Raw genomic sequence first — 20,364 nt, 5'->3', positions numbered from 1 at the left:
TATGTAAAACCAATAACTGATCATAAAAATGAATAAAATTCGCTTTATATCCCATGTAAAAACGATGCTGTATGCTTTCGTATGTATAGGTGGGTTTGCCTGCAGTTCTCTTACAGAAAAGCAAACTGAGGCTCAGTCAGAGATAACAGAATCCAAGGATCCCTTGCCTTCGTGGAACGATGGTCCAACTAAAAAGGCCATCCTCAGTTATGTCCATGAAGTGACTGATCGAAATAGTGCCAGTTTCATACCCAAAGCAGACCGTATTGCGACCTTGGACAATGACGGTACGCTGTGGACCGAAAAACCAATGTATGTACAGTTATATTTTGCACTGGATAGAGTGAAAGCTATGGCGGTGGATCACCCGGAGTGGAAAAATCAGCAGCCCTTTCAAGCAGTTCTCGAAGGCGACATGCAGGCTTTGATGGCACAAGGTGAAAAGGGGTTGGTGGAGCTTATCATGACGACTCATGCAGGGATCACTACCGATCAATTTGAGACTTTGGTAAAAGATTGGATCGCTACAGCCAAGCACCCGACTAAAAATAAGGTTTTTACAGAATTGGTGTATCAACCGATGCTGGAATTGCTCGTGTATTTGAGAGCCAACGGATTCAAAACCTTCATTGTATCAGGCGGTGGGATTGATTTCATGAGACCATGGGCAGAAGGTGTGTATGGTATCCCGCGCAATCAAGTGGTAGGGAGTAGTTTCAAGATCGAATATGATTATAATGATGGCAAACCAGTCATCAACCGACTCCCGGAGCTGGATCTCAATGACGACAAAGAAGGAAAACCTGTAGGGATTCATAGATACATCGGTAGTAAGCCAGTGTTTGCTGTGGGCAACTCTGATGGAGATTTGCAGATGCTTAGGTGGGCAGATTCTAATAAATTGAAATCGTTTCAGCTGTATATCCATCATACAGACTCGGTCAGAGAATGGGCATATGATAGAAAATCGGCGGTGGGGCATTTTGACAAAGGTCTCGATGAAGCCACAGAAAAAGGATGGACCGTGGCTAGCATGAAGGACGACTGGAAAGTAATCTATCCTTTTGAATTGAAATAGTGACTGATGAGTAGCATCATGTATCGTGGTTTTATCAAGATCAGCAGTTGTGCACTGCTGATCTTGATTTTGTTGGGCTCGTGGGAGGGTCGTGCACAAGAAGAGCAATCGGGAGACAAGACCTCAGTAGCTCTTTCTCAAGAAGTGATTAATCCTACGACGCTCGCTTGGCAGTTGCAACTCGAGGAGTTCATCATTACCCATACTGAGAACCAAAGTGGAGTGGCTCAGAATTTTCGTGTGCGGGGGATCATCCCCGTCCAAAAGGGACTCGTTTTGCCATTTTCGCAGTTGATCCGAATCATTGGGTTTGTCAATACCGCTCCAGGAGGAAAGCCCACAGGGCTTGGCGATCTGACCTTGAATCAATTTTTTATTTTGGCCAAAAAGGATTGGGGTCAGTTTGGGGCTGGATGGAATTTGACAATTCCTACGGCATCAAAAAATGAACTCGGTTCGCCACAGTGGCAAGTCGGACCTGCTTTTACAGTGACCTTTACAGATATTGGAAATTGGCAAATGTATTGGATCTGGGAAAATTTTTTTAGTGTCAGCAAAAATGATGAATATGGAGAGTCCATGTATGCTGTGCTACAACCCAACATTTTCTATACTTGGGCCAATGGAGTCTATGCTGGAATCGAACCCGAATGGCAAATTGACTATGAGACGGGCAAAGTGGCTCTCCCCATGGATTTTCGCATCGGGTATGTGTGGGCCGGCAAACTGAAGTACAACGCGTACATAGAGCCTGAGTTTATGGCTTATCGATCAAAGGGCTACTCACGAAATCTCAATAATTTTGGTGTTCGGTTGGGTTTTCGATGGTATTTGCCCATGTGATGGTTGATGATTTGCAGTGCTTTAGTTATTGAATCCTATGTCAACACTACTAGAACAGGCACAGCGGAGGGAGATGTGGGTCGTCTTGTCACAGTTGTACCTTGATACCCAGCTAGGAGAAGCTGAATTGAAATATATCGCTGGAAAGATCAAGGATAGCCCATATTCGCTGAAAGAAGTAAGGTCCATTGATCGTCTCGAGGTGTTTCCTGTTTTGCAAAAGAATTTGTATAGCATAGCAGGGGAGTGGACAGGTTTTGATGAGAAGTGGTTGGTAGATGAAATCATGAACGCTAGGACTGAGAGAACCCTCTGGAGCAACGTAGTGAATGCAGTGAGCTATTGGATGAGCGGGAAGGGCAGGGAGCAGTATTGGCCTACAATTGAGCAGTGGTACCATGTATTATGATCAAAATCACGGGATGTCAAACATGTAGATGCCTTTTATTCTAAGTATAAAATTATAACTTCATACGTATTCGTTTCAATTCTCTCTAACATGCCTGTTGTTTTGCCTTTTTTCACTCGGTTCAAATTTCTCATTGTGCGATGGATGCTGTCGCTGTGTTTAGTATTACCATGGGCAAGTACACCAGTGCAGGCTCAAGTCAAACGAGCTCCTAAGGACTCTACCAAGAAAGTTACCTTTGCAGCCATCCCAATGCCCAACTACAACCGGTCTTTTGGCTTCATGCTGGGGGTGATGGGGTCCATGTATTACAAAGTCAGCCCAAAGGATACGCTATCTCCTTCATCATCGACGATGCTCATGGGGATGTATTCGACAAGCAAAACCTACATGGCTTTGGGTGTTCAGCAATTCTATCTGAGAGAGGATCGATGGCGGCTGAAACTGGTAGGGGGGACGGGAGAGATTTTCTTTCAGTATTTTCAAGGCTTGCCCAATTTGCCTCCACCTGTTGGCGAAGTATATGACGGTGGCATATGGGTGGACTTTACTACCAATACACAGTTTTTGGTCTTGGATGCCAGGCGTAGAGTACTACCCAAACTCTATGTGGGAGGATTGTTCAATGCACAATGGGCTACTACTGTCTATGATATAGAAAATCCGCTCACAGGTGAACTGCCTTCGAAAAGTGCGAATATGATGAGTGTAGGCTACAGTATGCTCTACGACAGTAGAGACAACGTCAATTACCCCACGAATGGCTATTTTATTCAGTTCAAAAATTCCTTTATTCGAGAAGCTTTGGGAGCGACCAGTGATTACAATCAATATGAAATTGCAGCCAATAATTTTTGGGACATCAAGAAGAACAGCAATACCATCTTGGTCTCTCGTATCTATGCGAATATTGCGGATGGTGATGTGCCTTTTCAAGGGCAAAACTTCATTGGGAGGGATGATCTCCGTGGGTATTCTCAAGGGAAGTACAGAGGTGATCAAGTGTATGCCATTCAGGCAGAGTTACGTCAGCATCTTTACAAAAGGTTTGGAATGGTAGCCTTTCTTGGAGTAGGTACGGCTGTGGATCAATTGCAAGACTTGTCTGAGGCTCCGGTACTTCCTAGTGTTGGAGCAGGTCTTCGGTACAGGATGATTCCTTCGGAAAAGATCAATATCGGACTGGATGTAGGAGTAGGCAGAGAGGATTGGAGCTTGACATTTCGAATCGGAGAGACCTTTGGTAGATAAAAAGTCAAAACTGAGAGCAAATGAATTTATGTTTTCAATAACAGTGATTAAATTAGAAATGCAAAACCTAAACATATTTGCCACTATTATGCGGGAACTTTTTATACCAAATCGAGCGACGGGTTTACAGTAATCGTCGCGCCAGATGGTGCAATCGTGCAAAACATCCCTGACGGTGGAGAGGAAGTGGAAATAGAGGGACAAAAGTATGTCAAGTACAATGATACTTGCTTTCAGTCTTTGACACAGGAGGGGAAGAATGTCTACCAGGTCGTCAAATGGTGCCAATAGATGACAATGAAAGTATCTCTAACTAGTCCTTATAGGCTTGTGGATGATCAGCAGATGGGGAGCAAATTATATGAATTGAATTTTTACTTAATTAATTATAATCTATCATGAAAACACTTTTTAAAATGAATGTATTACTCATAGGACTGATGTTCGTCGTGAGTTTAGGGTATGCTCAAGTCAAGAGCGACTATGACAAGAATGCTGATTTTACAAAATACAAGACCTATTCGTTTGAGGGTTGGCAAAAAGACAGTGACAAGCAGCTCAATGATTTTGATAAAAAAAGGCTTTTGGATGCGCTCAAAGCGGAGTTTGAAAAAAGAGACATGAAACTGGTAACTGATGGGGAAGCAGATGCAGGCATAGCATTATACATCGTATTGGACAAAAAAACGAGTACAACAGCTTATACAGATTATATGGGAGGCATGGGGTATGGTCCGCGATGGGGCTGGGGCATGGGTGCTGGAGGCACCGCCACGACTACCTATAGTGAGGACGACTACATTCAAGGGACCCTTGTGGTGGACATGTATGATGGTGAGTCCAAAGCATTGGTATGGCAAGGTATCTTGACCACCGATGTACAAGAGAAACCAGAGAAACGAGACAAGACAATCCCTAAGAAGATCAAGAAACTAATGTCAAAATACCCGATTGCTGCGAAGAAGTAATACGAAGAGTAATCATTCACTGTAAAGAATTATCCTATGAAGAAGAACCTAATGGTTTTGGTAGCATTTGCCATGCTGCTTCTTGGAGGGTGCTATCCTGAAGGCCCCAATCATGCCGAGGAGTTGGATGTAGTCTACACCACCTATGACGAATCGTTTGATTTTGCATCGCAAAGTACTTATGCAATGCCTGATAAAATTGTCATTGATATTGAAATCGAAAGGAATGGAGATACAACGCTTGTCTACATGAAAGACAAGTATGCTCAAGACATATTCACGGAGATTGAGGACAATATGCAGGATTATGGCTGGACCAAAGTCGCATCAAACGAAAGTCCTGACATGATCATCATGCCAGCAGGGATGTCAAACACCAATTATTTCTACAATTATTGGTATGACTGGTGGTATCCGTATGATTGGTGGGGATGGTACTATCCTCCGTACTATAGCGTGAGCAGTTATACTGTGGGTACGTTGGTATTGGTGATGGCACACCCGGATGAGGACAGCCCCATTGGACAATCTCAAGCTCCTTGGGTATCCGTGAGCAACGGTATATTGAATTACAACTATGATGTCAGCCGTGTGACTCATGCGATTGATCAGAGTTTTGAGCAGTCCCCATATTTGAAAATCAACTAAACGATCGAAAATGATGAAGAAGATATTTTTTCTATTGACAATGATTTTTGCCATGGCGACATCCACGCAGGCACAAGAACGTGAAATAGCTTTGTCCTATTCGGTGGCAATACCTTTGGGTGATGTAGGGGACTATATTTCCAATGTCAGCCCTAGAGGGGTATATTTCAACTACAATCATTATTTCTATGACAACATCGCTGTAGGTCTGAGTGCTGGCTTGACGACTTTTTACGAAGAAAAGGCAGACGATACTTATGTAACGAGTAATGGATCTATATCAGGAAAGCAGTTTAGGTACAGCAACCATGTACCGCTAATGGTGACAGGGTCGTATTATCTGAGTACAGATGGCCAGCTGAAACCCTTTGTGCAACTGGGCTTGGGTACTATGTATACCCGTCGAGACACAGACATGGGATTGTATAGCATAGAAGAGGAGGCTTGGGCATTTGCATTGTCTCCTGAGGTAGGTTTGAAATATGAGATCCTATCTGGCAAGTCAATTCTACTCTCAGCCAAGTACTTGAATGGGTTCAAGGCTGGGGATGAGTTAGATGCTTCGCAATCCTTTTTGGCATTCAGCATAGGAATTACTCTTTGATAGATTACAGAATTTAGGGCCCATGCTACAGATGTAGTATGGGCTTTTTTTGGTACTGATAATAGGATGCTTGTATTGTGCAACTGATTATCTTTGGTATCAAGCCATTGTCAACCTATAAACACCTAAACATGCCCTTTCAGCGACTTGTCTTGGTTGTACTCTTCCTTATTGTATGCAGTACGTCAAGTTTTGCTCAGTCCAAAGAAAAGAAATTTGCACTTAAAGATTCACTGGATGGAAAACTTGATGCGAGTGATTTTCTGATAGATGCAAATGGGTTTATACCCATGCCTCAGATTATTACGGAACCCTCCCTTGGTTATTTCGGGTTGGTGTTTGCTCCTATATTCATTCATCCAAACAAATACGCCAAGAAGACTGATGGCTATGTGCCGCCCAATATTACGGTTGGTTTTGCAGGGGTGACTGCCAACAAGACTTGGATTGTCGGAGGTATGCGTATTGCTCATTTGCCTCAGTATGGATTAAAGTACCGCTTTGGGACGGCTTATACTTCTGCCAATGTTGATTTTTATCGTGATGTCCCCTTAGTAGGAGAAAAGAGCTTTTCTTTCAATTTTAAAGCTATACCGGTCTTTGGTTCGTTGACCAAGAAGATTGGCAATACCCAGTGGTATGCGGGGGTAGAGTATTTGTTTTTGGTCAATGAGGTGAGACCAGAGTTTGATATGACCGATCCACCTGATTTTTTGGAAAAATATGATCCTGAGCACATGATGAGTAGTCCTGGGATACTCGTAGAGTATGATGGGAGAGACAATATTTTTACCCCAAATACAGGGACTTTGTTTAGCAATGATTATCGAATCAATGCCAGCTGGACGGGGAGTGATTATAATTTTCAGAACTACTCGTTCAACCTGCAGCAGTATTTTCAGATGAATGACAGGTGGGTCAATGCTTTTCATCTCGATGGTAAGGTGATTTGGGGTGATGCGCCGTTTTATGTGCTTCCGATGATCAACATGAGAGGCGTGCCGCGTTCGAGATATCAGGGTAGACAGGCTTATTTATTAGAGACCGAACAGCGATACGATTTTACGATGAGATGGAGTGCTGTGGTTTTTGGAGGAGTTGCCAAGGCATTTGGTGGTACTTATTCGTTTGAAGAGGCTCCATGGGTGTATAGTTATGGTTCGGGATTCAGGTATTTGATAGCGAGGAAGTTTGGTTTGCGTATGGGGATTGACTTGGCCTTATCCAATGATGATTTTGGATACTACATTACGTTTGGCTCTGCATGGCCCAAATCATAGAGGCAGGTGTGATTGTTGAATTTATTAATTAGTGAATGATATGAACAGATAACAACGATGAGAAAAGAGATTGTAATTTTAATGTTGCTTGCGATGACTTCCGTTTTGTATGCCCAAGAGAAGGAGGAGAAACAGTCAGAGGGCGCCAAGCGTCACAAGCTGATGCTCGTGATGGGCAATGTACATGTGCCTGCAGGGATCAATATAGATGGAGACAAGGCATGGACTGTTGTGCCAAGCTGGGGGTTGGATTATGATTATGCACTGACTGAGCAGTGGGCTATTGGCATGCATACCGATATGGCCATAGAGAGCTATGAGTATGAAGAAGATATCATATACAAGCGGACACGTCCTTTCTCAATGATATTGACGGGTAGTAGAAAATTTGGAGAGCACCTTACCGTCATGGCTGGTGGAGGCGTTGAACTGGCTAAGGAAGAGGACCTGACTATCGTGCGAGTGGGCATAGACTATGGATGGGAGCTCCAAAATGATTGGGAGCTCTCTGCGAGCTTGATGTCAGATTTCAAAATTGATGCTTACAATTCTTGGATTCTGGGCTTAGGTGTTGGCAAGCGATTTTGACAACCATCAAAATCTAACCACATCAAATAAAAACACCAAGGATTACCTTGGTGTTTTTATTTGATGTTTCAGCCATGTATGAGCTGTCTGTCTTGTGTCTTCTAGAAGTAGAAATTCAGAGAGACTTGGCCTCCCATATTTCCAATGCCTGCATTGAGGTCGTACCCATTGTCCGACGCAACGGTATATTCTTCCACTTTACTTGCTTGCGCATCCCATGCTTCCTCGCTGACATACTCCGGACCTTGGTTGGTGTATGTGACGGCCCATGTGAACATGCCGCCCAATGAGATCTTTGGGAATACAAAGACTTCTACACCGATGAAACCTTGAACTCCAGCTCCCCAATTGGAAGAGTACTTCAATTCAGAGTTTCTGTATCCTTGCGAAGGAGTATTTGTGCCTGTAGAATATTGCGGCGCAGAATAGGATGGTGTTTGGTTGGTCTCCGTGATGGCATTTCCATATTCATAGCTATACTTCGTGCTTGATGCAAAAGAAAAGTATACATCCGCACCGTACACTCCTTGTACACGTCCAGACCCTTTTCTTTTTTCTATACCTACTAGGATGGTAGCTCCACCTCGTGACGCTTTCAATACATCCTCCACGTAGGCATCAGGAGACGTAGCATTGTCGTCCACTACTTGGTAGTAGTCTGTTGAGGAGTGAAAGTTCAAGTTAAGTCCCAATCGGTATGCAGTGGTTCCTGATACAAAGTACTTGCCCTGAATCACCAAAGGTGCTACAGAGCCTTTGTATTGCCACCAGGCTGAGTTGTTGTTGCTAGTACTGGTAAATATGTTACCTACATAGTTCAATGCAGTAGTTGCGTTGATTCCCACTGACCAGTCTCCGGCTTGCGGTAGTACTTCGACCCCATTTTTATTCTTGAATGACGGTTCGTCAGACGTATACGAGGACGGGCTACTCTCAGTAGTGTCCTGTGCAAAAGCACTCATAGGGAGCGCAAGTGCTAAGATTAGTAAATACTTTGTCATAGCTCTTGATTAAAAATCTGCTCCAAATCCATATTGTATAGTGATGTACTTCACTTCACCTTCGGTCATACTCACTGTTCTGTCACCTGCTGTAAAGTATCCTTGTTTGTTGGTAGTAGTTGAGCCATCGTATCCTTTATAGTCTGTCAAGTAGTCCAACGGCTTGACAGTATAGGTGACATTGTTGGAGATCGCAGGGACTTCTGCAGTGAATCTGCCATCAGCGTCTACTTCAAGATCAATTACTTTGGTGACAGAGACGCCATTGCTTCCAGTGTAGGACAGGTCATCCGATTCGTAAGTAACCTTTATTTTGGCGCCTACAGCAGGGGAGTATTCTGTTGTTCCATCTGTTTGATCTTCGTCAAATTCTACTTTTCCTTCGATAGTGGCGGTACCTGTAGTGGTTTCGAACAGGTTTTCTTCTTTGTCGCAAGCGACCATTGCACAGAGTGCAAAGCTTAAACATACGTATGTTAGCTTTTTCATAGGTGAATTATTTAATTGGTTTAAAATTGGAACAATATTATATTATTTATGATTAATAAAAGATACAGATGAATATTTTTCGACGAGTGATTGTTCTGTCTCGACTTCTTTGTTGTATTGATACGTGCGATTTTTGGACACGTGATATGGGTGCGGAGAGGAAAGAGGGGCTATTGACAGACAGGGATGCCTGCATCTATCGGGTAGAAAAAACCAATCACTGGACTGAGGTAGGGGATACTCAGTTCTAATCCTCGGACAATCAGTAGGATGCCAAGTAACATGACAAAACTGGCGGATATTTTGTGGATTTGAATAGTGATACGCTGACTGATGAGCGTACCTGTGAGAGAGACGACGAGCATGGCAGGGAACGTACCTAAGCCAAAAGCCACCATGTACCAAACTCCCTCAGGGAGTCCTCCAGTGGCTAATGCTCCTAGAAGCGCGGCGTAGACGAGTCCACAGGGTAAGCAGCCATTGATGAGTCCTGTAAGGAAACTCCTAAGCAAACCTGGGCTTTTGAGAACTGATCCGAAGAGTTTTCTTAGCCTTTGCGTCAAGCGACTCAGTATTCCTCCTAGTCTGGTAGTGTCTAGACGATTGTATAGGGCGATAGCCAAGAAGATCATGATAAGGCCCAAAAGAATGGAAAGCCCCTGCTGGTAGTTGGCTAGGAGTAGTCCTTGACCTAGAGTACCAAAAATCACTCCGAACATTGCATAGGTGGTGATTCTACCTGCATTGTAGAGAAGTCGGGATCCTACAAATCGATTGAGTGAGGATTGGCTTTTGAGAGTGAGTGCAATAGGTCCACACATGACTACACAGTGCATGCTACCCAAGAAGCCCAATATAATAGCGCTCCAGTACATCAGAGAATGATGGTCTGTTCGACGAAATAATCTTGGTTTTGATCCTGCCAACTGAGTTTGGTTTTCCATAGCCCCTTTTGGAAGTCACTTTGTACAAATGTTTGTTGATTGTGTTCGTCCAATCGAAGAAGGAATTTTTGGTCCATACCTGAATGGGAGGGGCGAAAGAATAAGATTTCCCCCTGAGTGATATTTAGTGAATCTGGGAATGTCAGAATGAGGCGTCCGTTATCCTTGACGAGACTGGGTTTGTTGGGCAATGCATTGTAATGATGCATTCGATCAATTTGATCTTGATATGCGAGTTCTTCTTCGTAATAGTCTGGTGCGACAAGATGTATTTCTTGGCGCACACTGATGGTCACCATCGTGATGATCAGGATGGCAAAAAGGATAAAGGTGATGGTTATCTTATGTCCCCAGTTCATGGTTTATTTTTTTAGTACGACAGGTCCCAAAAAACTCACCTTAAAATCAGAAATTAAATCTCCTTCAGAGTAGACTCCTAAATCTATTTTTGATTTGGTCGATGGGAGGTCACTTTTGGGTATTTTGATGAAAAAGGTTCCAGAAAATTTTTCATTCGAGTCCAATTCGATCTTATTGAACCCTACCTGTTGGATTACAGCATGGTCAAAATTCAGCACCTTGAGGTGTAGTTCTTTGGTGTCAAAGGTCTTGTTGATCAATTGGATGTTGTACAAGTTGCTGATGGTGTCTCCTTCAAGCTTTTCATAGAGTGTGCCAGGTACCTTGAGTGCATTGATATCTATGTCGGAGCGTGAGATCAGCATGAATGACAAAAAGCCCACAAGTGCCACCAGGATGACGGAATACCCTGCCACACGCGCGTTGAAGAGTTTGGACTGCCCCGTTTCTATAGCGGTATGGGAGCTGTACCGGATGAGACCTTCTGGCCGGTCTATTTTGTGCATGACCTCATCGCAGGCATCCATACATGCGGTACAGTTGACGCATTCGAGCTGCGTGCCGTTGCGGATATCTATTCCTGTGGGACATGCGTGTACGCATAGCTTGCAATCGATACAGTCACCGGCATCAGATTTTTGCTCTGTCTTTTTCTTGATTTTGTCCCGAGGTTCTCCTCTGATCCAATCATACATCACTACGATGGATTCTTTGACGAGTAAGACACTCTGCAATCGACCATAGGGGCAGACAGCTACGCATGCTTGTTCCCTGAAATAAGCGAAGACCCAATAGAAGATGCCCGTGAAAGCGAGTAGCCCTAGGAATCCAGATAGATTTTGAGTTGGTGGCTGAGTCACTATATCTAAGACCTGATCAATGCCAATGAGGTAGGCCATGACCGTGTGTGCTATCAACAAGGAGATCAGTAAGAAGATCAGTTGTTTCGATCCCTTTTTGATGATTTTTTCCTTGTTCCAAGGGGCTTGGTTGAGCTTGCGCTGCTTGTTGGCGTCTCCCTCGATTAGGTATTCGATTTTGCGAAAGACCATCTCCATGAACAACGTTTGAGGACATGCCCAGCCACACCATACCCTCCCAAAAGCAACGGTGAAGAGGATGACGAATACAAAGAAGGTGACCAATAGGATAGCCAAAAGGAAGAAGTCTTGTGGCCAAAAAGCTTGGCCAAAGACGATGAACTTCCGCTCAAATATATTGAGGAGCAAGAGCGGCTGTCCCCCGATTTTGAGGAAGGGTCCACTGAACAGCAAAGACAACAGTGCCACCGTGACGATGATTCTGTAGTTGTGATAACGACCCTTCGGTTTTTTGGGATAAACCCAAACCCGTTTGCCAGATTCATCTACGGTCGCAATGGTGTCTCGATACTCTTCTTCGTATTCGTAGTGGTTTTCCATAGTCTTATTGCATCACTGCGGTGCTATCGGTAGCTACTGGAGCTGTTGCGGTTTCTTCCTGGTACAGTTCACCCTGTTTTGCTTTAGCATTTGGAGGGTTGGTGCCTCTGAGTGTATAGATGTAGGAGTTGACGGCATTCATGTTGGCAGGAGACAGTACTTCTTTCCAAGCGATCATACCTTTCTCTACGACACCATTGGAGATTGTGTGGTAAGTGTCTTGCACTGAGCCACCATGCAACCAGTAATCATCAGTCAAGTTTGGACCAATACCACCTTCTCCACCAGCTTTATGACAAGCGACACAGTTACGTTCATAAATGGTCTTGCCAGTAGCGAGTAGTTGGGGATCATCAGAGAAGGTGATGTTGGATTCATCAATGGCCTCTTCAGTATCGTCTTGGTTCGCTGATTTCATGGCTTCTGCTCTGGCTATAGATTGGGTGTATTCCTCATGCTGTAGTGGTGTGATTTTGAGTACGTGGTAGTTGAGTAAGTAAATCACTGCAAATACAATCGTCAAATAAAACAACCATTTCCACCAAGGCGGTAGGTGATTGTCCAATTCTTTGATACCGTCGTAATCATGATCAAGCTCTATGGCATCTTCTTCCTCTAGTGGTACGGCACCTGTGAGTTGGTCATTGAGGCGCTTCCATACACTGGTTTCCTCGATGACGATACCTTTGGCTTCTAGTTCTGCATTGAGCATCATTTTGAGAAGGTTGAGAAGCACGATGGCCACTACGAGTACCAGCATCACGACGAACAACACTAGTATCATCGAGAGCAGTGTCATGTCTGTAGCACTGAGTCCCATGGAGTTGGGTTGTGCTTGAGCACTGAGTGATCCGCAGACGATGAGTAGCAGGGATAGCAATAGTTTAATATAGGTATGATTGAATAGTTTCATCTCTGTAGTTTTTCAAAGTTCGTCAATAGGTAAGTTTTTCATTTTGTCTATATAGGAGCGATCCACTTTGAATACCCACCACAAGAGTCCTATGAAGAAAACGAAAAAGATCGCAAGGGAAATTATGGGCCAAATTTCCACATTATGTATTTGTTCGAAATAATATTTAAACATGGCTTTTCCTTTATTGTGTTACAGTGATGTCAGTTCCCAATCGTTGCAAGTAGGCGATCAGCGCAATGATTTCTTCTTCACCAGTGGCATCTATTCCATCGGCTTTTAGGTTAGCAGCGATGGTTTGAGCTTGTATTTTCAGAACTGCATTGGCTGTTTCTTCGAAACCTTCCTCGTAGGGTACACCTACTGATCGGAGCGCAGCTATTTTGTCAGCGGTACTTTCCATATCTATGGCTTGTTCGAACAACCAAGGGTAGGCTGGCATGATAGACCCTGCAGATACAGCGTCTGGAGCCAAGAGGTGGTTGTAGTGCCAGGTATCAGACTTTTTGAGTTTGCCGACCCCTTCGCGTGCTAGATCTGGACCGGTACGTTTGGATCCCCACAAGAATGGGTGATCGTAGACGAACTCACCCGCCTTGGAGTACTCTCCGTAGCGCTCGGTATCAAATCGTAGCGGTCTGACCATCTGAGAGTGGCAGTTGTTGCATCCCTCACGGATGTAGATGTCACGGCCTTGCAGCTCCAATGGGGTGTAAGGTTTGACAGAAGAGATTGTAGGGATGTTGGACTTGATCAAGAATGTGGGTACCATTTCAATCACTCCACCAATCAGGATAGCAATCAAAGTCAATACAGTAAAGAAAACGGGTTTTCTTTCCCACGCAGAGTGCCAGTGTCCTCCGGTGATTTTTTTCTTGACGAGTGCAGGGGCTTCTGCTTCTTCTTCGGCGATGAATTCACCGCTGCTTGACGTTTTGATCAAATTAAAAATCATCACAAAAACTCCCGACAAGTAGAGGATGCCTCCAATGGCTCTTAACATGTAGAGAGGTACGATCTGGATGACGGTTTCTAGGAAGTTTTTGTAAACCAAGAAACCGTCTGCATCAAATTGTTGCCACATCAAGCTCTGTACAATCCCTGCGACATACATCGGTAGGGCATAGAAGATGATTCCAAGTGTCCCCAACCAAAAATGAACGTTGGCGAGTTTGACAGAGTGTAGATTGGTGTTCCACATTTTTGGCACGAGCCAATAGAACATTCCGAAGATCATGAAACCGTTCCATCCTAAAGCTCCGACGTGTACGTGTGCTACAATCCAGTCAGTGAAGTGACCAATGGCATTGACTTCTTTGAGTGAGAGCATGGGACCTTCGAAAGTTGCCATACCGTAGCAAGTGATAGCTACCACCATGAACTTCAAGATAGGGTCTTCACGCACGCGATCCCAAGCTCCTCTCAGTGTCAATAGGCCGTTGAGCATTCCACCCCAAGAGGGGGCGATGAGCATGATAGAAAAGGCGGTGCCTAGCGATTGTGCCCAGTCTGGCAATGAAGTGTAAAGCAAATGATGAGGTCCCGCCCAGATATAAATGAAAATCAGGGACCAAAAATGAATGATGGAGAGTTTGTAGGAATATACAGGTCGTTTAGCGGCTTTCGGAAGATAGTAATACATCAATCCCAAAAATGGAGTAGTCAGGAAGAATGCCACGGCATTGTGTCCATACCACCACTGTACGAGTGCATCTTGTACACCCGCGTACCATGAGTAGCTTTTGAAAAAGCTGACAGGGATGGCAAATGAATTGACAATATGCAGTACAGCTACGGTCACAAAAGTCGCAATGTAAAACCAGATCGCTACATACATGTGTCGTTCGCGGCGTTTGATGATCGTACCAATCAAGTTGATACCAAAAACTACCCAAATGAGGGTGATGGCAATGTCAATGGGCCATTCGAGCTCGGCGTACTCTTTGCTACTGGTGAAACCTAACGGTAGGGTAATCGCAGCTGCAACCAAGATGGCCTGCCAACCCCAAAAATTGATCCAAGACAAAGTGTCGTTGAACATCCGGGCTTTCAATAGTCGCTGGAGTGAGTAGTAGATGCCAGCAAACATGGCATTGCCTATGAAGCCAAAGATGACGGCATTGGTATGCAAAGGCCTGACTCGTCCAAAGGTCGTGTACTGCAAGTCAAAGTTGAATGCGGGATGAAACAATTGGATGGCTGCAGTCAGTCCTGCAAGCATGGCGATGACACCAAAGATAATAGACGCAATGGTGAAATACTTTACGACTTTGTTGTCGTAACTGAATTTTTCAAGTTCCATGTGTTAGAATAGTGTTATTGATCGGTTGCTAAATTATGTTAGTTTGGAATGGAGACCCACCTCACATGCCTGGTAATTTTCATGATTAAAATCATGCTGTATGGTCATGATCGAATCACTACAATTAGGCATTAATTTAAATATTTTTTTGCAGTAATTTCCCTCCAATCAAAGAGACCTTGTGCGAATACAGAGTGTGTACTAGACAAATGTTGGATTTTGATCGATTTAGGAAGCAGATTGCTTTATTCATAATCAGTATAAAGTAAAAGGAGAACGATCTACGCAGTATTAGCTTGGATCAATCGCTCTCCTCTGTACTTACTTCTTTTGACTCATCGTCCATACTGGGACGATACTGTGATTGACGAGGTCTTCGGCTATACTGCCTACAAACAAATGCAAAAGACCACGATGGCTATGTGTTGCCAAGGCAATCATGTCTGCATTGATGTCTTTGGTGAAATTCATGATCGCTTCGTCAGGCTGAAACCCTTTGGCGATGTGTGTGTCGTAGTTTGTCAACTCATTGTTTTCTGCAAACTTGTTGAGTGCATTGCGTGCAATCTCATCATCCATGACGCTGTGTGGTGTGTCGACATAGACGAGATGGATCTTTGCTCCAAAGAAGGCTTGATATTCTTTGAACTTGGCCAACACGTGACTAGCGTCTGTATCCAAGTCTGTGGGATAGACGATGTTTTTGATTTTGCTCATGGCCCGTGCTTCGTGTACGGTTAAGACGGGACATTTAGCTGTGCGAACCACTTTTTCGGTATTGGACCCGATAAGCAATTCTTGTAGCCCCGTAGCTCCTTTGGTCCCCATGACAATCAAGTCTGGATTGGCTGCCTCAATCTCGGCACTGATCCCTGTGTAGGTGTTGCCCATCATCGTGCGGTAGGTCAGGTTGTGTTGACTATGCTCTGGTTGGTCGAGTACTGCTTGTAGTTGCTCTTTCGTCCTATTGATCAGTTGCATGGTAAATAACTTGTCCATGGGACTGTCATAGGATATCTCTCCCGAAACGTTGAACGTCGTTGTGGTAGGGTATTCGATGATATGGAGTAGGGTGACTTCCCCTTGGGAAGCATCACTTATTTCTAAAGCGAGTGCCAGTGCAGCTTTTGCATACTCACTGAAATCATAAGGGACCAATATCTTTTTCATGGTAATAAAGTTTGTAATTGAAAGGGGACTCCACAGTTTGTGAGGTCGGATTTAAAGTTCATACTAACTTGACAAAATACGAAAGCTTTGACACAATAATTGTCGAATGCTGCTATCTGTTAAATCGTCTGGCTGTAAACAGCATGTGTATCGTTTTTTTTCCATAGTTGTTGATCAAATGCCATGCTGATGTTGCGGACAAAGGGTCTTCCGGATTCTTTGATGCGGATTTTGTACCCATCCAGATTGATCAATTCGTCACGGACAAGTTCATCAAGTTTGGGGATTGCCAATTCAAACAATTGCTGGTCAAACGTGACTTCCGCTTTTGTTTCAAATCGACACATCAGGTTGGTGATATGTTTGCGGATGCTGTGTTGCTCTGGACTAAGGAGGTGTCCTCTGTATACCGGGAGGTGGCCAGCTGCTACGGTACGCATGTAGGCTTCTACTCCTTTGATGTTTTGGCCGTAGGCTTCTCCGGTGTCCCCTATAGAAGAGGCTCCTAGGCCAAGTAGTAGGTCACTCGTATGCGTGGTGTAGCCCATGAAGTTTCGATGGAGTTTTCCTGTTTGAGCAGCGATATATAGCTCATCTGTCGCTCGTGCAAAATGGTCCATACCGATCTCGTGATATCCTAGTTCGGAAAGTCTCACTTTGCCCAGTTCATAAAGGTCGCGTTTGTCTTGTGGGGAAGGAAGGTCTGCCTCGGAGAAACTACGTTGGCCTGGTTTGACCCAAGGTACATGAGCGTAACTATAGAATGCGATCCTGTCGGGTACTAATTGGGCGACTTTTTCAAAGGTCATGCGGACAGATTCCAAGGTCTGTTTGGGTAACCCATAGATCAAGTCAAAATTGATGGAGTTATAACCGATGTTTCTTGCATTTTCAACCACTTCGGATACTGTTTCGAAGGTTTGAATTCTATGTACTATTTTTTGTACTTCTATATCAAAGTCTTGAATTCCAAGACTTATTCTACGGAACCCAAGATCATATAGGGTTTGAAGGTGTGTGGCAGTGGTATTGTTAGGGTGGGCTTCAAAACTCAAGGAAGCATGGGGGGTGAGGTCTGCTTGTGCGAGTAATCCGTCGATGAGTCTCTGAAGATTGTCTGGACTGAAAAAGGTTGGGGTACCGCCACCTAGGTGGATTTGGGCCAAGTGAGGACGTTGGTCGAATAGTGCCAAGTAGAGCTGCCATTCTTGCAACAATGCGTCTATATATGGCTCTTCGACAGCATGGTTGACTGTGATACGCGTGTTGCATCCGCAGTAGGTACACAGACTCTCGCAATAGGGCAGGTGAATATAGAGACTCAATCCATTATTTGCGTGATGCATCCGAAAGCTCTCAGCCACACGATGTGCCCAGTCAGTAGGTTGTAGCGTTTTTTCGGTCCAATCAGGTATCGGAGGGTAGCTGGTGTATCGTGGACCTGGGATGTTGTATTTTCGAATCAGTTCGGGTGGTGTCAGTGCTTTGTTCATGAAACAAAAGAACACCTGTGTAGTCACAATGTATAAGTCACAGATCAGTCAAGTATATGATTTGCATCACTTTTTCTTCTTTTTGGAGTCATCCATAAGTATACGGACGGCTGGAGAGTCCGTGTCGTCGTACTGCCCAGAGCGTACTGACCAGACGAAAAGCCAAAGGAAGATCAGTGCAACGATAAGACTGATACATATGAGTAGAAGGATGATTTTCATAGAAGACGGCTTCCGAGCCATTTGATGGTGAGTGTGACGAATGCAACGACAGTGATACTACTGATAGGCATAAGTAGTGCAGCAAAAACTGGAGTAACCCAGCCCAATACAGCAAAACTCAGACCGACGATATTGTATGCGAAAGATAGGAGAATTGCTAGGATGATGACGGTACGAGATTGTGTGATGAAGTGTAAGTAACCTGCCAATTGAGGCAGATGATTGCCTAGTAAGATCCCGTCACTTGCAGGGGTGAAGGAGGAGAGGTTGTCAGATATCGAGATTCCAACACTGCTGGCTTTGAGCGCTCCTGCATCGTTGAGCCCATCGCCGATCATCATACAAGGATGCGTGCTTTCGATAGACTTGATTTTTTCTAGTTTATCGAGCGGGTTTTGACCGAAATGTATTTGGGTACCTTTTGGAAAAAGATCTTCTAACGATTCTCGTTCCGCACTGTTGTCACCAGACAGGATGGTGAACTGGAAACTGTCTTTCAGTTGGTCTATGGCTGACTGGAGCCCTTTGCGGTATGCGCCCTGGATAGAAAAATATCCACGCAGTATGCCGTCGATACCTAGGTATACCCGAGACTGGGTGGGGATATGCTTTGTCTTGATGCCGAGAAGATCTGCAGAGCCAATCTGTATGAGATGGTTGCTGACTTTGCCTTCTAGTCCCTTGCCTTTTCGTTCAGCAAAATCCCTCACATCGTGCCTTGAGTTATCTGACAGTAGCTGACAGATACTTTGGCTCAAGGGATGAGTGGAATGTGTCACGAGGCTGAGCACCCAAGATTTTTCTTCGTGGCTTAGAGGCAAGCCCTCGAAGGAGATATTGGATTGATGGTTGTTGGTGATTGTACCTGTCTTATCAAAGACGAGGTGTTTGATATGCCATATTTTCTCCAGCGCCTGTGTGTTTTTGATGTAGAACTTATGACGGGAGAGGACGTTGAGGACGGTGCCAAGTGCAAAAGGACTAGCAAGTGCCAAAGCGCAGGGACAGGCGATGATGAGTACTGAGGAGAAGACATTGAGAGCTTTAGAACTATCGATGAACATCCAGAAGATGCCAGCGCTGATCGCTAACAGGAGTATGGCAGGTGTGAAATATCGACTGACACGGTTGATAAGTAGGCGTTCTTCTTTCACATGGGGTTTGGAGAATACATCGTTGTTCCAAAGCTGAGTGAGGTAGCTATGAGAGACGGCTTGCAAGATGTTCATTTGGACGGCTGGACCCTTGATGCGACCTCCTGCATAGATTTTTTCACCTTCCGAAACGGCAATTGGCAAGGATTCACCCGTTACAAAACTGTAGTCAATTTGTGTGCTTGCAGCGTTGAGTATGGCGTCACAGGGTACAATTTCTTCGTTTCGTATTTCGATTTTGTCTCCAGCTTGGAGTTCTTCTACAAGGACACTCTTTTTTTGGCCTTGTTCGATACGGTATACGGCGAGCGGAAAGTAGGATTTGTAGTTGCGGTCAAAGGAGAGTTGGCGGTAGGTTTGTCCTTGAAACCACCGACCAATTAATAGCAGAAGGACTAAGGCTGCCATAGAGTCGAAGTAGCCCGCTCCACTCTGACTTAAGATTTCGTAGCTACTCCGCACGAACAAGGCTAGGATACCAATGGCTATAGGTAGGTCGATGTTGAGTATTCTCTTTTGCAGACCGCGGTAGGCCGAAACGAAAAATTCCTGCGCACAGTATAGCACAGGGAGTGAGAGTAGGAGGTTGAGGTAGCCAAAGTAGTGTACGAAATCCGAACTGATAGCCATTCCGAAATATTCGGGAAAGGAGAACAACATGATGTTGCCGAAGGTAAACCCTGCAATGCCTAGTTTGATCAAGTTGTTTTTTGACGTACTTGGTTTTTTGTCCTTGTCTCGCGTCTCTAGTGTGATTTCGGGTTCGTACCCAAGTTGGCAGAGAAGTTCGACGATGGCTTTGAGTGTTGTGCCAGTAGGGTGATAGTCGATGGTGAGTTGCTTGGTACTAAATTGTATGCGAGAGTGGATGATGTGTTCATCAAATCGACGGAGGTTTTCGAGTAGCCATATACATGAGCTGCAGTGAATCGTCGGGATGTCTAGAGTGATTTTGTGGTAGTCGTTTGATTTGAAATCTAGTAGTTGGTCGACGATGATCTCGTTCTCGAGAAAATTGTATTTGTTGGCAAAGAAGTCCTTGAGTGGGTTGCCTGGATTGTGCTCGAGCTCGTAGTATTCGCAGAGATCGTTTTCTTCGAGGAGTTGGAAAACCGTCTGACATCCTAGACAGCAGAAATGCTTCTCAGCCAGGTGCAGTGTAGAATCTTTACAGTCCTCACCGCAGTGAAAGCACTTTACATTGTCAGTTATTTGCATGTACGGTT

21 protein-coding genes are annotated in these 20,364 nt (G+C 44.5%); 10 read left to right on the top strand and 11 right to left on the bottom strand.

The features are described 5' to 3' along the window. Positions 1-28 precede the first annotated feature (28 nt). The 10 genes from BFP72_RS08515 (at position 29) to BFP72_RS08475 (ending at position 7,669) form a co-directional block, all read left to right on the top strand. The gene (locus BFP72_RS08515) at positions 29-1,078 is read left to right on the top strand and encodes an HAD family phosphatase (protein ID WP_221406492.1); all 1,050 of its coding nucleotides are present in this window, start codon (positions 29-31) and stop codon (positions 1,076-1,078) included. A gap of 6 nt (positions 1,079-1,084) precedes the next feature. Further along, positions 1,085-1,921, top strand: coding sequence for a hypothetical protein (locus tag BFP72_RS08510; protein WP_099598733.1), 837 nt, complete (start codon positions 1,085-1,087; stop codon positions 1,919-1,921). Positions 1,922-1,958: 37 nt separating this feature from the next. Then, complete coding sequence (locus BFP72_RS08505; RefSeq protein ID WP_099598732.1) at positions 1,959-2,330, top strand: hypothetical protein; 372 nt, start codon at positions 1,959-1,961, stop codon at positions 2,328-2,330. A gap of 90 nt (positions 2,331-2,420) precedes the next feature. After that, positions 2,421-3,581, top strand: a complete 1,161-nt coding sequence (locus tag BFP72_RS08500; protein WP_099598731.1) for a BamA/TamA family outer membrane protein — start codon at positions 2,421-2,423, stop codon at positions 3,579-3,581. Between the two features lie 51 nt (positions 3,582-3,632). Next, complete coding sequence (locus BFP72_RS19330) at positions 3,633-3,872, top strand: DUF6515 family protein (protein ID WP_221406555.1); 240 nt, start codon at positions 3,633-3,635, stop codon at positions 3,870-3,872. A gap of 125 nt (positions 3,873-3,997) precedes the next feature. Further along, positions 3,998-4,549, top strand: a complete 552-nt coding sequence (locus BFP72_RS08495) for a DUF4136 domain-containing protein (protein ID WP_255397177.1) — start codon at positions 3,998-4,000, stop codon at positions 4,547-4,549. A 36-nt stretch (positions 4,550-4,585) separates the two neighbouring features. Next, positions 4,586-5,197 (top strand): DUF4136 domain-containing protein, encoded by a 612-nt coding sequence (locus tag BFP72_RS08490; RefSeq protein WP_099598729.1) that lies wholly within the window; start codon positions 4,586-4,588, stop codon positions 5,195-5,197. A gap of 10 nt (positions 5,198-5,207) precedes the next feature. Beyond that, a complete protein-coding gene (locus tag BFP72_RS08485) occupies positions 5,208-5,801 on the top strand; it encodes an outer membrane beta-barrel protein (RefSeq protein WP_099598728.1) in 594 nt (197 codons plus the stop codon). A 131-nt stretch (positions 5,802-5,932) separates the two neighbouring features. Then, a complete protein-coding gene (locus BFP72_RS08480; RefSeq protein WP_099598727.1) occupies positions 5,933-7,081 on the top strand; it encodes a glyceraldehyde-3-phosphate dehydrogenase in 1,149 nt (382 codons plus the stop codon). 93 nt (positions 7,082-7,174) lie between these two features. Further along, positions 7,175-7,669: a hypothetical protein gene (locus BFP72_RS08475; RefSeq protein WP_143519993.1), complete on the top strand. Its 495-nt coding sequence runs from the start codon at positions 7,175-7,177 to the stop codon at positions 7,667-7,669. A 101-nt stretch (positions 7,670-7,770) separates the two neighbouring features. Here the strand turns inward: BFP72_RS08475 and BFP72_RS08470 are convergent, their stop codons facing one another. From BFP72_RS08470 to BFP72_RS08415, 11 genes are all read right to left on the bottom strand, one after another. After that, the gene (locus tag BFP72_RS08470; protein WP_143519992.1) at positions 7,771-8,670 is read right to left on the bottom strand and encodes a hypothetical protein; all 900 of its coding nucleotides are present in this window, start codon (positions 8,668-8,670) and stop codon (positions 7,771-7,773) included. Between the two features lie 9 nt (positions 8,671-8,679). Continuing rightward, entirely contained in the window at positions 8,680-9,159 is a 480-nt protein-coding gene (locus tag BFP72_RS08465; protein WP_143519991.1) for a hypothetical protein, read from the bottom strand. 170 nt (positions 9,160-9,329) lie between these two features. Further along, the gene (locus BFP72_RS08460; protein ID WP_158233343.1) at positions 9,330-10,034 is read right to left on the bottom strand and encodes a sulfite exporter TauE/SafE family protein; all 705 of its coding nucleotides are present in this window, start codon (positions 10,032-10,034) and stop codon (positions 9,330-9,332) included. After that, positions 10,034-10,462, bottom strand: coding sequence for a FixH family protein (locus BFP72_RS08455; RefSeq protein ID WP_099598722.1), 429 nt, complete (start codon positions 10,460-10,462; stop codon positions 10,034-10,036). Before BFP72_RS08455 ends, BFP72_RS08460 begins: the two co-directional genes overlap by 1 nt. A gap of 3 nt (positions 10,463-10,465) precedes the next feature. Continuing rightward, complete coding sequence (gene ccoG / locus BFP72_RS08450; protein WP_099598721.1) at positions 10,466-11,884, bottom strand: cytochrome c oxidase accessory protein CcoG; 1,419 nt, start codon at positions 11,882-11,884, stop codon at positions 10,466-10,468. Positions 11,885-11,888: 4 nt separating this feature from the next. Further along, the gene (locus BFP72_RS08445; protein ID WP_099598720.1) at positions 11,889-12,797 is read right to left on the bottom strand and encodes a cbb3-type cytochrome c oxidase N-terminal domain-containing protein; all 909 of its coding nucleotides are present in this window, start codon (positions 12,795-12,797) and stop codon (positions 11,889-11,891) included. 184 nt (positions 12,798-12,981) lie between these two features. After that, positions 12,982-15,099 carry a cytochrome-c oxidase, cbb3-type subunit I gene (gene ccoN, locus BFP72_RS08435; RefSeq protein WP_099598718.1) on the bottom strand — a complete coding sequence of 706 codons (2,118 nt, stop codon included), beginning with the start codon at positions 15,097-15,099 and terminating at the stop codon, positions 12,982-12,984. 321 nt (positions 15,100-15,420) lie between these two features. After that, complete coding sequence (locus BFP72_RS08430) at positions 15,421-16,269, bottom strand: universal stress protein (protein WP_099598717.1); 849 nt, start codon at positions 16,267-16,269, stop codon at positions 15,421-15,423. A gap of 119 nt (positions 16,270-16,388) precedes the next feature. Beyond that, the gene (gene hemN, locus BFP72_RS08425; RefSeq protein WP_099598716.1) at positions 16,389-17,762 is read right to left on the bottom strand and encodes an oxygen-independent coproporphyrinogen III oxidase; all 1,374 of its coding nucleotides are present in this window, start codon (positions 17,760-17,762) and stop codon (positions 16,389-16,391) included. 66 nt (positions 17,763-17,828) lie between these two features. Further along, positions 17,829-17,984, bottom strand: a complete 156-nt coding sequence (gene ccoS, locus BFP72_RS08420; protein WP_099598715.1) for a cbb3-type cytochrome oxidase assembly protein CcoS — start codon at positions 17,982-17,984, stop codon at positions 17,829-17,831. Next, a complete protein-coding gene (locus tag BFP72_RS08415; protein WP_099598714.1) occupies positions 17,981-20,356 on the bottom strand; it encodes a heavy metal translocating P-type ATPase metal-binding domain-containing protein in 2,376 nt (791 codons plus the stop codon). Before BFP72_RS08415 ends, ccoS begins: the two co-directional genes overlap by 4 nt. Between the last annotated feature and the right edge of the window lie 8 nt (positions 20,357-20,364).

Origin of the sequence: Reichenbachiella sp. 5M10 (assembly GCF_002742335.1) — a bacterium.
In the GTDB taxonomy this organism is placed as follows: domain Bacteria; phylum Bacteroidota; class Bacteroidia; order Cytophagales; family Cyclobacteriaceae; genus Reichenbachiella.
This window is presented reverse-complemented; position numbering and strand designations above follow the sequence as displayed.